The 13,423-nt window shown below is 28.0% G+C and carries 14 protein-coding genes, 2 pseudogenes and 1 other annotated feature; of the genes and pseudogenes, 1 reads left to right on the forward strand and 15 read right to left on the reverse strand.

The genetic code is table 11. The features are described from left to right. Window positions 1–3: 3 nt before the first annotated feature. From TEGL_RS11545 to TEGL_RS11595, 11 genes and pseudogenes are all read right to left on the reverse strand, one after another. Window positions 4–264 carry a hypothetical protein gene (locus tag TEGL_RS11545; protein WP_018590585.1) on the reverse strand — a complete coding sequence of 87 codons (261 nt, stop codon included), beginning with the start codon at window positions 262–264 and terminating at the stop codon, window positions 4–6. A 409-nt stretch (window positions 265–673) separates the two neighbouring features. Beyond that, window positions 674–961 (reverse strand) — a binding site (T-box leader). A 90-nt stretch (window positions 962–1,051) separates the two neighbouring features. Further along, window positions 1,052–1,249 (reverse strand): hypothetical protein, encoded by a 198-nt coding sequence (locus TEGL_RS11550; RefSeq protein WP_018590584.1) that lies wholly within the window; start codon window positions 1,247–1,249, stop codon window positions 1,052–1,054. 155 nt (window positions 1,250–1,404) lie between these two features. Beyond that, entirely contained in the window at window positions 1,405–2,571 is a 1,167-nt protein-coding gene (locus tag TEGL_RS11555) for a macrolide family glycosyltransferase (protein WP_018590583.1), read from the reverse strand. A gap of 39 nt (window positions 2,572–2,610) precedes the next feature. Beyond that, a complete protein-coding gene (locus TEGL_RS11560) occupies window positions 2,611–2,820 on the reverse strand; it encodes an AbrB/MazE/SpoVT family DNA-binding domain-containing protein (RefSeq protein ID WP_334290557.1) in 210 nt (69 codons plus the stop codon). A gap of 36 nt (window positions 2,821–2,856) precedes the next feature. Then, a pseudogene (locus TEGL_RS11565) lies at window positions 2,857–3,042 on the reverse strand (helix-turn-helix transcriptional regulator); the annotation flags it as partial. Between the two features lie 134 nt (window positions 3,043–3,176). Next, a complete protein-coding gene (locus TEGL_RS11570; RefSeq protein WP_018590581.1) occupies window positions 3,177–4,193 on the reverse strand; it encodes an ABC transporter permease in 1,017 nt (338 codons plus the stop codon). Continuing rightward, window positions 4,193–4,939, reverse strand: a complete 747-nt coding sequence (locus TEGL_RS11575) for an ABC transporter permease (RefSeq protein WP_018590580.1) — start codon at window positions 4,937–4,939, stop codon at window positions 4,193–4,195. Before TEGL_RS11575 ends, TEGL_RS11570 begins: the two co-directional genes overlap by 1 nt. 12 nt (window positions 4,940–4,951) lie before the next feature. Continuing rightward, window positions 4,952–5,698 (reverse strand): ABC transporter ATP-binding protein, encoded by a 747-nt coding sequence (locus TEGL_RS11580; RefSeq protein WP_018590579.1) that lies wholly within the window; start codon window positions 5,696–5,698, stop codon window positions 4,952–4,954. 84 nt (window positions 5,699–5,782) lie between these two features. Further along, window positions 5,783–6,499 carry a PadR family transcriptional regulator gene (locus tag TEGL_RS11585; protein WP_018590578.1) on the reverse strand — a complete coding sequence of 239 codons (717 nt, stop codon included), beginning with the start codon at window positions 6,497–6,499 and terminating at the stop codon, window positions 5,783–5,785. A gap of 171 nt (window positions 6,500–6,670) precedes the next feature. Further along, window positions 6,671–7,624 (reverse strand): annotated as a pseudogene (gene ftsZ, locus TEGL_RS11590) (cell division protein FtsZ); the annotation flags it as partial. Between the two features lie 241 nt (window positions 7,625–7,865). Beyond that, the gene (locus TEGL_RS11595; protein WP_018590576.1) at window positions 7,866–8,297 is read right to left on the reverse strand and encodes a C-GCAxxG-C-C family protein; all 432 of its coding nucleotides are present in this window, start codon (window positions 8,295–8,297) and stop codon (window positions 7,866–7,868) included. A 269-nt stretch (window positions 8,298–8,566) separates the two neighbouring features. Between TEGL_RS11595 and TEGL_RS11600 the strand changes: the two genes are divergently transcribed. Then, window positions 8,567–9,283 carry a YoaK family protein gene (locus TEGL_RS11600; RefSeq protein ID WP_018590575.1) on the forward strand — a complete coding sequence of 239 codons (717 nt, stop codon included), beginning with the start codon at window positions 8,567–8,569 and terminating at the stop codon, window positions 9,281–9,283. A 94-nt stretch (window positions 9,284–9,377) separates the two neighbouring features. Here TEGL_RS11600 and TEGL_RS11605 read toward each other — a convergent pair whose 3' ends face one another. The 4 genes from TEGL_RS11605 to TEGL_RS11620 all read right to left on the reverse strand — a co-directional run bounded on the left by TEGL_RS11605 (window position 9,378) and on the right by TEGL_RS11620 (window position 13,368). After that, on the reverse strand, window positions 9,378–10,541 hold the full coding sequence (locus tag TEGL_RS11605; protein WP_018590574.1) for a DUF2812 domain-containing protein: 1,164 nt from the start codon (window positions 10,539–10,541) through the stop codon (window positions 9,378–9,380). An 18-nt stretch (window positions 10,542–10,559) separates the two neighbouring features. After that, window positions 10,560–11,471, reverse strand: a complete 912-nt coding sequence (locus TEGL_RS11610; RefSeq protein WP_018590573.1) for a CPBP family intramembrane glutamic endopeptidase — start codon at window positions 11,469–11,471, stop codon at window positions 10,560–10,562. 19 nt (window positions 11,472–11,490) lie between these two features. Then, a complete protein-coding gene (locus TEGL_RS11615) occupies window positions 11,491–12,711 on the reverse strand; it encodes an RtcB family protein (protein ID WP_018590572.1) in 1,221 nt (406 codons plus the stop codon). 138 nt (window positions 12,712–12,849) lie between these two features. Beyond that, window positions 12,850–13,368 (reverse strand): ECF transporter S component, encoded by a 519-nt coding sequence (locus TEGL_RS11620; protein ID WP_018590571.1) that lies wholly within the window; start codon window positions 13,366–13,368, stop codon window positions 12,850–12,852. Between the last annotated feature and the right edge of the window lie 55 nt (window positions 13,369–13,423).

Raw genomic sequence — 13,423 nt, forward strand, 5'->3', positions numbered from 1 at the left:
AAGTTACACTTTTTCTTTCATAAGAAAAGTCTTGTTCACTTCATAACCAAAAGACTCCAATTGTCCCTTTAGGTACTTAGCTGTTTCTTGTTCTTTATCTGTACCAGCTATTCTTTTAGTTAAATTTTGATTTAAATGTTGTAATACACTATAAGCATAATCACCATAGCCCGTGTTTTCTTTTGCAAAGGATACTGGTGTGTATGCAAATACGCTAAATATCATTGCTACTGCCATAATTATGGCTAAAAACTTTTTCTTCATAAATTCTCTCCCCCTAAATTTTAATTAATATTTCATCTAATATAAAATAACTTTTTAAAAACATCGATTATATTTCAGAATATTCCGTTATTTATTATTAGACTCTTTATATAAAATAAGATAAATATTAAATTGTTTATTAATAGTATTTCAGCGATATATAACTTTTAGGCACCATATTAACTAGTATTTTTTAGGTACAAAAAAATCGCCCCTCAGTCCTAGGACTAAGAGACGAATTATATCCGCGTTACCACTCTCATTGATAAGTTATCATTCAATAATAAAAAATAAAAAATTCGCTTCGCTTAAGCCACTGCGTGGGCGCTACACTTCATGTCGCCAACGAGATGCCTTCACTACCGCTCAGGCAACGACCTTGCTCAAAAAAAGTCCCTTGGCTATAAAGCCAAGAGACGAACTATTCCGCGTTACCACTCTTATTGATAAAATTCGCTACACTTCATGTCGTCAAGTGCTTCACCACTTGCTCATTAAAGCAGTTGGAAATTAAAATTTCCTACGAATAAAAACTTATCCACTCAATCTCTTAAGGCGAGATCACCGATTGACATACTAAAAATTTCTGACAGTCTCCTCCAAAGCTCTCTTCACTTTATATCTAGTTGCTAGGCTCACACCAACCCTAGCTCGCTGAAACTTAATAAAAAGTTACTCTCTTTTTCTCAGGATTTATGTATTGAATTATTTATCTTGTTAAAATAATAAATTACTTTCTAAATTATGTCAATATATTTTTAATTACAAAATCCTCAAATATTTAATTTTACCATTCTCCCTCGAAATCATTAACATTGTCTTTATTAACTTTTTCTCCTAATAAGTTTTTAGCTATTTCACCTGATAATAATACTGCTATTTTTTTAGGTCCATAACTGAAACCACATGAGTTTGAACAACCAACCAGGCCAAAGGCCATAATTAAAGATAGTACTACTGATAATTTTTTAATTAAACTCTTCATTATAAACTTTATTAATTAAGTTAGTTGTATATTAGGCTAATCTTTGTTGTAATAATTATTTTTACATTCTTTTTCATTTAATTTGTGTTTTTTGCTCATTTAAAAAAGGAACATCATTTTTTGATATTCCCTTGCATTATTATTCTCTTTTTTAATTAATGTATTAAATGTAATATTGCATCTACTGCTTTAGCTGAACCTCCAGCATTTTTAAAACTATTTGATAATTTTACTGCATTTTCTTCATATTTACTATTATTGATAACTTCAAATACAGCTTCTTTTATATTTTTAGGTTTGTCGTTTTTTAAAACAAAACCAGCACCTAATTCAGCTACTCTTCTGCATACCATATTTTGTTCTGATTGTTGTGGAAAAAGTACTAGAGGTACTCCATAATATAAACTTTCATTTACACTGTTCATACCACAATGACTAATAAACCCATTTACTTCTTGTAGAACTTTAAGTTGATCCACTTTATTTTCCACTTTAAAGTTCTCTGGGATTTTACCCAGTTGCGATATGTCTGTATTGTTTCCAACAGACATAATCACATCTATATCACCATCTTTAAAAGCCTCTATACAATTTTTGTAAAAATCAATATTTTTGTTGTTTACAGTTCCCAAAGATATATATATTTTTTTGCATGCTTTTCTTTCTTTTTCTACACTTATATCAGCTACTGAAGGTCCTACAAAATAGTATTTATCAGAAAAAGTATCAATCATCGGTTGGAATTCTTTTGATGTATATACTATGGTATTTGTATCATTATCATTTTGAATTATTGAAACAAAATTTTTTACATCATAACCATGACTTCTTAAAAGCTCTAATTTTTTATTAACTTTTCTCATTCCAAGTACCATGTACATAATCTCTTTAAAACCTTGCTTCATCATAGGTGCAGTATACTGATTAAATGCAAATGTTGTAGTCGAACATATATAAGTAATACCCAACTTATTTGCAAATAATTTTCCCCAACAACATAAAGAGTCAGATACTATGCAGTCTGGATTAATTTCTTTTAGTTCTTTACATACTTTTTCATCTAAAGCTACTGTTGTATCTACTATCATTTCTATCATGGCAGAAAAATCTTTACCAACTTTTTTCTCGTCTTCTGGTCTAAGTTCTGGAACGTAATCATCACAACTTATATAGTTAGCCCCAGCTCCCTCAATTTTTTCTCTAAATTCTTTAAAAGAATAATACCACACCTGATGACCTCTACTAGTTAACCCTCTCACTACCTCTATAGTTGGATTAGTATGCCCATGTGCTGGTATAGAAAAAAATACAACTTTACTCATTTTTACTCATCCCTTATTTATTTTATTTAACTTATTACTTTATTTATTGAAGTCTATTCCCATACCACCCATAAAGTTTATAAGATTTCGTTGATGAACTATTGCAATTCCTTTTTCTTCATCACCAAGTACCAATAACTTATCACCTGTATTAATATCAAATAGTTCTCTAGCTCCCTTTGGAATAACGATTTGTCCACGTTCTCCCACAGTAACAGAACCAAAAAAATGTTTTCCTTTAGGTGGTATGGCTACTCCCGACTTTCCTTCAGAATAATTAACTAAATTATCCAGTGTTACATTATATAATTTTGCAAGTTTGGCACAGCTATTTACATCTGGAACGGACTCATCATTTTCCCATTTTGCGACTGACTGACGTGATACGTTTATCTTTTCCGCCACTTCCTCTTGTGTGTAATTATTTATTTTTCTTAATGTTTTTAAATTCATACTAATCATATATTTCATACCTCCTATATTAATAATATTTAATATATACTATTAATTCTACCAACTATCCTTAACATTGGTGTATATATTAGTGGCATTTTAAAGAAATAATAAAAAAGCCACTGATTATTTTCAGCGGCTCAATTATATTTTCAGTATTTAAGTCTTTTTTTACCTATCTTAGTTGATATAAATACTATACTAATAGATAGTAATATTATAAACATGATTATATTCAAATTATTTTCATAAGTGATTCCCTTATCCATTAAATACGTTAACTCCATTATCCATTTTGTAATTGATACATTACTTATAAGTTCTAACATATGTGGCATCTTTGATATAGGTAAAAATGCACCTCCTAGTAATGACATTATTAGAGCTATAGATGAAGATAATAAACTAGCTTGTAACTCACTATTTGATAGGAGTGTAACTAATGTTGATATACTAGTTGATACAATTGCTATTAAAATTCCTATAATTATAAAATTATTTATGGATATTCCCATATCTATTTTTAACAAATATAAAAATGCAGATGCTACTATTATTTGTAATATAGTATTTATCAAGTTGTAAATATAATTTCCCAGTATATAACTAGATACTTTATTTGGAGTTATAGAATATCTTACAAATATTTTATCTTCTTTATCTTTTAACATAACTACAGCTGACATAGTACAAGTTATAATTAAAGTAATAAGTATAAATCCACTAGCTCTTTGTGATGCACTCAAGCTACCTTCATCTAAAGTACTAATTAAGTTTTCTGTTTTGCTAATATTTCCAGTATTTATAACCTGTGATACAGCTTCTTCAATAGATTTATTCATATTTTTGTCTAAGCAATAAACTTCAAATTTATTATTCTTTTTAAATTCAATTACTCCCATATACTTAGCTAAAATCATATCTGTATTAATAGAATTTTTATTTGCCTTACTCACTTCAACTCTGTCTATACTATTAATTTTTTCTTCCACTTTTGTATTAGTATATTGGTTTTCCATAATTCCAATATTAATTGATGGTTTCATCATATTATTAATACCTATAGCCACAATTATGGATACTAAAGGTAGTAAAAAAGTTAAAATTAATTTCTTTTTATCTTTTAAACTTCTTATAAATTCTTTTTTAGCTACTAGTAATGAAATCATTATATAAATGCCTCCTTTTTAAAGGATTTTATTGAACTTATTGTAAATAACAATCCTAAAATAATAGTTATAAATAAAGATGTTATATATACTGTTACTGTGTTATCACTCATCATCATAAAAATGCCTTTATTGATCCAAGTAAGTGGTGATATATAACTTATTGTTTCAAAAACTGTTCCCAATGAACCTATAGGAAAAAAGCTACCTCCAAGAACTGCCATTATTAAAATAGGTGTACTTACTATATTTTTAATAGACATAAAATCCTTACTGCAAAGTCCAATTAAAGTTCCTAAAGCTGATGACATGAATCCTAGACTTATTATAAGAATATATATTTCTAGAAATCTCCCTCTAAAATCCACTTTAAATATAAAATTACATATTAAAAGTAAAATTAAATTATATACAGCTATGGATATGGTTGCTGGAAGTATTTTGGATAAAACTATTGACGTCTTGCTAATAGGCGCTATAATGAATCTTTCTCCACATTTGTGTAAGCTTTCTTCTTTAGCAACGTAAATAAGTGTTATTGATGATAGAAAAGTACAAAAAGGAATAGTTACCATGCAGTAGTAATAATATGATGTAATAGTGCCATCTTTAGAATAATAGTTTGTTGCCATGTATCCTAATATGACAATTAACATTAATGGAAAAGTAACTCCATAGCCTATTAAAAAGGAATCCTTTATGCTTTTTTTCATATTAAGTTTAAATAATACTTTAAATTCATTCATTATAAAACCTCCCTAATCTCTAAGTTCTTTCCCTGTTATATTTAAAAATATCTCTTCTAAATTATTTAATCCTTTAGATTTGTATTTAGCCTTAATTTCCTCTTTATCACCAGATTCTATAATGTGACCACTATCTACAATAATAAGTCTTGTGCATATGGCATCTACTTCTTCCATATAGTGAGATGTATATATTACTGTAGTTCCCTCATCTCTTAAATTCTTTGTAACTTCCAATATATTATTTCTAGATTGAGGATCTATTCCGACAGTCGGCTCATCCATTATCAGTATCTTTGGTTTGTGTACTATTGAACATGCTATATTAAGTCTTCTTTTCATACCACCTGAAAAAGAATCTGGATAATCATTTTTTCTATCATATAGTCCCACTAATTCTAATGTTTCTTTTACTCTATCATTTAAATAATTTCCTTTTAATCCGTAAAGGGATCCAAAAAATTTAACATTTTCGTAAGCAGATAAATCATTAAATAAAGCTATATCTTGTGGCACATATCCTAAAGATTTTTTAAAATCATTGTCATTTTCACTTATTTCTCTGCCTTCAAATAAAACTTTTCCATCATCAGCATCTAGTATTGTTGTAATCATATTTATAGTTGTACTTTTTCCTGCTCCGTTTGGCCCTAAAAAACCTAATATCTCACCTTTATTAACTTTAAAGCTCATTTTATCTACTACTGTTTTTTCTCCAAAACTCTTTTTAAGTGATTTTATTTCTAAGATTATATTCATTTCATATCCCCCATTTTATATTCCATGTTTTATATACAATGTTGTATATTATTTTTAAATAAAAATGTAGTTTATCACTACATTTTATTTTCCTCGTCTCATTATTTTCATTAGCTCTTCAAGAGCTTCTTTTGACTCCTGCGGGTTATTCAAAATTATTTCTCTAAGCTCTTCAATCCTATTTCTGTTAATTTCAGTATTATTGTATTTAGCTTCCCTTTCTTCTCCAAAGTCAATATTTTTAATCATAACTTCTTGACTCTGACTATATTTCACATATTCATCATATTCGTCAATTATTGCTTTATGCCATCTTATAGAATCCTTAATTACATTTATAGTCATCTCAAATGATATTCTTTCAACTTGTAAAGTTGATTCATTAATTTTTATATTCTCCCAGTATTCCCAATAATCTAAAGTCTCCTCTAGACTTTTAATATGCTTATTTATTATGGAGATAGCTTCCTCTTTGTCTAATCTATTAAATGTTATTGGTATTATGAACTTATCTGTTCCTGTTGGCATAAGCGGTTTAGAAAGTTCTTCTTCTATAGTATTTTTTAGCTCTTCTTTACCTTTATCAGTTATTTTATATATTTTTCTTACTTTTGACCCAATGGTTTCTTCTTTATATAGTTCAACTTCTCTATTCTTCTCCATCTTACTTAAGGCATAGTATATTGAACCAGATTTAACCTTTGCCCAAGTATCTAGACCTGTAGCTTGAATGAATTTTTGTATTTCATATCCATGAGTTGATTTTATATTTAGGTAATATAAAATAATTAGTTTTACCATAACCTTCTCCTTAGTTTTCAATTAAATATCTGTTATTAATTTAAGTATATATACAACATTGTATATAGTCAACATTTTTTATAAAACATTGTATATTTCATTTTATAAGAATATGTTAAAATAGGGTGTATCAAAAAAGATACACCCTCAAAGTTCAATATGTATTTATTAAAAATCTGTAGCTATTACAGTTAACATTATTTCATCGCCTAAATCTTCTCTAACAGAAGTACCAAATATAATGTTAGCCTCTGGGTCACATAATTCCGTTACTAAATTTGATGCATCATTAACTTCAAATAATGTTAAGTCTCCTCCACTGGCAATATTAAGTAATATGCCTTTTGCACCTGTTATTGCAGTTTCAAGAAGAGGTGATTCTACAGCTTCTTTAGCAGCTTCAATTGCCCTATTCTCTCCACTAGCTGTACCTATACCTATATAAGCTAATCCTTTATCCTTCATTATTGAACTAACATCAGCAAAATCTAAGTTTATAAGTCCTGGCATTTTTATTAAGTCAGATATTGATTGTATTCCTTGCTTTAATACATTATCTGCCATAGAAAATGCGTCCATCATTGATGTATTTTGAGACACTATTTGTAACAACTTATCATTTGGTACAGTTATTAATGTATCAACACTTTCTTGAAGATTTTTTATTCCTTCATCAGCGTTATTTTTTCTAACTCTGCCTTCAAATCCAAAAGGTTTTGTAACAACACCTATTGTAAGAATTCCCATTTCTTTTGCAATGTTTGCAACTATTGGCGCAGCACCTGTTCCAGTACCTCCACCCATACCTGCAGTTACAAATACTATATCTGTACCTTCAAGCTCGTTTATTATTTGAGTTCTACTTTCTTTAGCTGCATCTTTACCTACTTGTGGTTTTGCCCCAGCACCTAAACCTCTAGTTATTTTTTCACCTATTTGAATTTGCTTGTTTGCCATTGAAGAAAATAATGCTTGTTTATCAGTATTTACAGAAATAAAGTCTATTCCTTTTACTCCTTCACTAATCATTCTGTTGACAGCGTTGTTTCCTCCGCCGCCAATACCCATAACCTTTATTACAACATCATCGTTATCAAGCTCTATATTAATTCTGTTTTCGCTCATTATTCTACCCTTCCTACTTAATAATTTTTTCTAAATTTTTATTCATAAGCCTTTGAATAATAAAATGCCTTTGCATACACCATTTAATTATACTAAATATTTCACCACATTTATATCGAATTTTGTAAAAATATCATTATTTTCCATGTATTTCAATTAAAATTTGTATGATATATAATTTAATTTTCTAAATCATCACAATAAAAAGAGATGTTGGTTTAAACTCAACATCTCCATAATTTTATAATATTTCATCTAATATATTTATTGCTTCTTTAACTAAACATGGGCAAAATTCTAATAATTTTCCACTTGCAAAAACTTTTTCTTTCTCTTCAGGTATTGATATATCATATTCTAATAATTCTTTACACATACATGAACCAAACTTTTCAGAAAATTCATGTCTAAATTGTAAAGTTTTAGCAGTACATAAATCTTTACTTACTTTTAAATCTGATTCTTCATAATATCCATATTTTAATCCTATTGCTATTACAGCTGCAACAACAGCACCGCAACTATCTCCTGAAAACATACCACCGCCTAATCCAGAAGTAATCTTTAATGCCATTTCTTCATCCAAGTTTAATTTTTCTGCATAATATGTAAGTACAACTTGTCCACAATTATAACCTTGTTCAAATAAATTTTTTATTTCTAATTCATTCATTTTCATTCCCTCCTATTGCTATGATTATATATCGTTTAAACTAATTTATAAATAGTAATATTCTAAGTGATTATCTTTCTATATGATAAAACAAAATCGAATATTATTTTTTTAAAGTCTATTTCCATTACATATTCTAATTATCAGATTCATTACTTGAATTTTACAATCCAACTTATGATATATTTTCCTATAATTAATGAATATTTACCAGCATTTTATGATAATATGTTAAATAGTTAATATAACATGAAAAGAGGTATAAGCATATGAAGTATAATAATAAAGAAAAAATAAACAAAAAAATTGCGCCTTGGGATAGGCCTCTTTTTTTAATGATAATAACCTTTATTGCAGGTTATGTGAATGCCTATACATACATTACAAGAAATGGTATTTTGGCCAATATGCACACTGCAAATATGTCTACATTTGGAATTAGTATTGCCCTTGGTCAATGGCAAAGAGCCCTAAATCACTTTATTCCCATAGTTGCATGTATACTTGGCGCTGCATTTAGTGAATTTATTAAATCTCTAATTATAAAAAAGAAATACAAAGGTGATTGGAGAAAAATGGCCCTTGTTTTAGAATCTATGGCATTGTTTTGTATTGGTTTATTGCCTAAATATGTACCAGATTATATTGTTACTAATCTTGTTTCTTTTTTCATGGGATATTTATTATGTCTGTTTAGAAACTGCTTTGGTATTGCATATAATACAACAATTTGTACAGGAAATCTTAGAACTGTTGGCCAATTATTTTATGGTGCATTAGATGAAAAGAGTAAAGATTCTCTTGTGAAACTACTTACTTTTACAGTTCTTACATTTTCTTTTGCCCTAGGTGCCATACCTGGGACTATAATTTCTATTGCTGTAAGTACTAAATCTGTGTGGGTTTGCAGTTTTTTATTATTATCACTAGTACTCTGGATGTCTAAGTTTGAATCAGATAGTAAATTACCAAATAATAACAAATAACTTATTCTTTATTAATTGTTAAGATACCATTTATTTTATAGTGAACTTAAACTACAAAAGCTACTGACTTTAAATCAGTAGCTTTTTTAAGTTATTAATTATTTAAAAGTTTTTCCTTAATCATTTCTATATCATCTTCGTTATATTTCAACTGTGAAATACTAAAAGTAATAATAGCATTATCATAAACAATTATTTTTTTATCGAAAAAATGTGAAACATAGACTTCCTTTGCTCCCCATTTTCTTTCTTCTATATCATCTTTTTTATAATCACTAACAAATTCATCATATTCTTTTAAAGTACATTCTAATGCTATTTCTAAAATTTTATCATATTTACTTTTAACTACTGTATAATAAAGTTCCCCCTTAGATTCTTCAATATTCTCATAATCATAACTTTTTGTCTCTTCGTCATAAATTTTCTTTTTATCTTCTGTATAAATATAATCAGAACAATCTATATAGGTTCCCAAAGGTGATGAAGAATAATTTTTATAAATTTCTCTTTTCCCTGTAATACTTTGATCAAAATCTTCCAAAGATAATGGTATCTCATCATTTGCATCTCTATTTAAGGAATCCGAATCACTGATTATTGCAGCAAATCCAGTAATAATTAAAAAAGCTGTCACAAAAGTTCCTATTTTTTTAACTAAACATTTTTGTTTAAAATTCTTTTTGATATTTACTTCTAAGCCCTTATTTTTAACAACAACTTTATATTTTTTAAACTTAATAATAAAAGAAATAACATTTAAAATTATAAGTAATATAAATGAAATAACAAAAGATATGGTACTCATACTTGTTAGCAAAGCTATTAATCCATCTCCAGTTAAAGATATTATATATATATTTATAGCTAAGATAATTAAACCAAAGATAAAATAATAATATTCTTTAAATACATTTCTAAATTTCAATTCTTGTCGTGGAAGATTTTTAGTGTCTGAATTATTAATAAATATTTGAAAAGTTTCATTACCACATATATAGTCTAAATTATTTTCTTTATATAAATTTATATAATCTGATTTTAGTGCATATTGATCTTTTATCATTTCATGTTTTGTATTATCTACAAAGAAATTTATCAACTTAGGCTCTATTTTATCAAAAGTCAAACTCATAGCACTTATTTTCTTTATCATCCATCCATTTTGTGCTTTTTCACTTAAATATTCTTCTAAAAATTCTGCATCTAAAATATCAAAATAATTATATTTTTTCATTTTGCTTTTCCCAATTAACATGAATCTCCCCCTATTTTCCTACTTGGTAAAATATCCTTTCTTATCAAGTATAAAAACTATAGCTATAGAAGAAATCAAAACAAAGGTAGCTATAAGTCCGGCTTCTGGCCCAAAGGATCCACCACTAATAACATCACTTCCCACTAAATTTAAATCAACAATACTAGAAACACCCACATTTAGTCCACTGACTTCAAATCCAAATATATTACCTTGAGCAAAATTCCATGCTGAATGCATACCACAAACTGCCCAAAGATCATTAGTTTTTGTAACATAAATACCATAAAAAAGTCCTACTAAAATAATATTTATTACGGCAACGTAGTTAACATCTGGATTGAATAAATGCATAAATCCAAATATGGTAGAAGAAAGAATTAATGCAAAAGCTTTATTATATCTAGCAGCTAAAACATTCATTAGCCATCCTCTAGTTACTATTTCCTCCGTTGCCCCTTGAATAATCCAACCAATTAATATGAACATTACACCACCAATTGCGGACATACCGATAGGCTGAATAGGATTTTTTTCCACTGAAATACATCCAAATAAATACAGTATTAAAACCACAATAGACATCATAACAATACCAATTATGAAACCTTTTATGTATTTTTTAAGCCAACTATCTTTGTTAAATCCAAGTGTGGAAATACTCCTTTTTTCAATATGTTTAACTCTTACAAATACTAGAAGTGATATAAATACAAATGAGCCTAATTGAATAAATAGTTCTAATATCTTTAGATATGATGATAGATTATGTGAGAAAGATAAAATTATATACAATGGAATTATACAAATTCCACCTATAATTTGACCTACAGTAATAAATAAAAAAGCCAAAATTGTTGCCCAAATAAAATTAGGCAACTTTTTACTTCCTTTGGCTAAAGTAACAAGATCTTCTTTTTTTGAATACATAATACCCCCTAAGACATTGCTATTTTGATTTGAAATTATATATTGGTTTAATTACATCAATTATATCTACTGTATCACCAACAAATTTTAAAATATCCTCTATCGGTTTATATGCCATTGGTGCTTCATCTATAGTTTCTTCACATACAGAAGTAGTCCAAATATCTTTCATAGTTTTCTCAAAGTCATTGATATTTAACTTTGCCTTTGCTTCTGTTCTACTCATAAGTCTTCCAGCTCCATGTGGTGCTGAAAAATTCCAATCTTCATTTCCTTTTCCTATGGCAAGTATACTGCCGTCTCTCATATTTATTGGGATAAGTAGCTTTTCTCCTCCATAAGATGATATGCTTCCCTTTCTTATTATATTATCTTTGAAATTTATATAATTGTGAGTTGTATGGAAGTGACTAAAATCATCAACACTTTTATTTATTAATTTATTTAAAATTATATTTGCCATAACTTCTCTATTTATCTCAGCGTACTCCTGACAAATTTTCATATCATGCAAATATTCTTCTCTATATTTTCCACTTAAAAAACACAACTCTTTAGGATATTTCGGTTTTAAGCCTTCATATTTTTTTATTAACTTTTTCAGTTCATTTTGAATTTCTTTTCTTCTTCCTTGTTCCTTAAATGTTTTAATTAATTCTTCTTTTTCTTCATAAAACTTTTCTTTACCACTACATAACTCTACTGCCAAAGTTTGATAGTATTCTGCAACTTGTTTTCCTAAATTTCTACTACCAGAATGTATTACTAAGTATTTATTTTTGTTCTTATCTTCATCAACTTCAATAAAATGGTTCCCCCCACCTAAAGTTCCTATACTTCTTTCTATCCATTTGCTTTTTTTTAGTTCTCTATAACAATATAAATCTTGTAATTTTGTAAAATTATATTTTTTACCTTCGTGAACGTCCTTACCAGAAGGTACATATTGATTAATAATATTATCTAGCTCATCTAAAGGAAAATCTATTTTCCCTAGTTCTACAGTAAACATTCCACATCCAATATCCACACCTACTATATTAGGTATGACCATGTCCCCAAGCTTAGCAGTAAATCCAATAACACATCCTGCTCCTGCATGAGCATCTGGCATTATTCTTATTTTGCCATTTTTCACAAATTCTTGGTCACAAAGTTCTTTTATTTGCTCCCTTGATTTTTCATCAATCTTATCAGCAAATATTTTAGCCGTGTTATATTTTCCCCTTACTTCTATCATCCTTATCACACCCTTTTTTATATTGTAATATTATCTTATCATTTTTATTTTTATAATTGTGAATTTTTTACAAATAAAATGCCATTGATTTTTCAATGGCAAATTTACTTATTTTATATGAAAGTATAGTTATTTAATTTAAGCTATTGCTTTAGATATTTCTTTATTATTCATTAATAATTTAATTAATATCGGTATAAATATCAATTGTATTAGCATGCCGGGTATGGCAGTAGTTAAGCCTCCAACTACATACATAATTGGATTTATTTTAGGTGCCAAAGTCAAAGATACTGCGTATGCTCCTGCAATAGCAAATAATCTTCCCACTATCATGGCAGAAATTAAAGATAAATAAATTTTATTTGTTTTACTAAATACTAATCCTGAGATTAATCCGTATCCACAAAGTTCAAAAGCCATAATTGGCATAACTGGAACTAAAGGTGGCATACCTGTTAATAATCCACTAAGCACTGGTGTAATTATTCCCACACCTGCTGCGTATATAGGTCCTAAGAAATATCCTGCTATTAAAACTGGAATATGCATTGGTAAAAACATAGGTCCTCCCATGCTAAACATGTGAAACACCATTGGTAAAACAATACCACACGCAATAAAAAATCCTGATAATATTAATTTTTTAGTTTTCATAAAATAAATCCCCCTGTTTATTAATTACAAATTTAAATAAATATAATTCCCTTGA

The organism is Terrisporobacter glycolicus ATCC 14880 = DSM 1288, from assembly GCF_036812735.1.
GTDB lineage: Bacteria > Bacillota > Clostridia > Peptostreptococcales > Peptostreptococcaceae > Terrisporobacter > Terrisporobacter glycolicus.

Coding starts and splice junctions, on each gene's coding strand:
- TEGL_RS11545 (WP_018590585.1), bottom strand. CDS start 264: ATGAAGAAAAAGTTTTTAGCCATAATTATGGCAGTAGCAATGATATTT.
- TEGL_RS11550 (WP_018590584.1), bottom strand. CDS start 1,249: ATGAAGAGTTTAATTAAAAAATTATCAGTAGTACTATCTTTAATTATG.
- TEGL_RS11555 (WP_018590583.1), bottom strand. CDS start 2,571: ATGAGTAAAGTTGTATTTTTTTCTATACCAGCACATGGGCATACTAAT.
- TEGL_RS11570 (WP_018590581.1), bottom strand. CDS start 4,193: ATGATTTCATTACTAGTAGCTAAAAAAGAATTTATAAGAAGTTTAAAA.
- TEGL_RS11575 (WP_018590580.1), bottom strand. CDS start 4,939: ATGAATGAATTTAAAGTATTATTTAAACTTAATATGAAAAAAAGCATA.
- TEGL_RS11580 (WP_018590579.1), bottom strand. CDS start 5,698: ATGAATATAATCTTAGAAATAAAATCACTTAAAAAGAGTTTTGGAGAA.
- TEGL_RS11585 (WP_018590578.1), bottom strand. CDS start 6,499: ATGGTAAAACTAATTATTTTATATTACCTAAATATAAAATCAACTCAT.
- TEGL_RS11595 (WP_018590576.1), bottom strand. CDS start 8,297: ATGAATGAATTAGAAATAAAAAATTTATTTGAACAAGGTTATAATTGT.
- TEGL_RS11600 (WP_018590575.1), top strand. CDS start 8,567: ATGAAGTATAATAATAAAGAAAAAATAAACAAAAAAATTGCGCCTTGG.
- TEGL_RS11605 (WP_018590574.1), bottom strand. CDS start 10,541: ATGTTAATTGGGAAAAGCAAAATGAAAAAATATAATTATTTTGATATT.
- TEGL_RS11610 (WP_018590573.1), bottom strand. CDS start 11,471: ATGTATTCAAAAAAAGAAGATCTTGTTACTTTAGCCAAAGGAAGTAAA.
- TEGL_RS11615 (WP_018590572.1), bottom strand. CDS start 12,711: ATGATAGAAGTAAGGGGAAAATATAACACGGCTAAAATATTTGCTGAT.
- TEGL_RS11620 (WP_018590571.1), bottom strand. CDS start 13,368: ATGAAAACTAAAAAATTAATATTATCAGGATTTTTTATTGCGTGTGGT.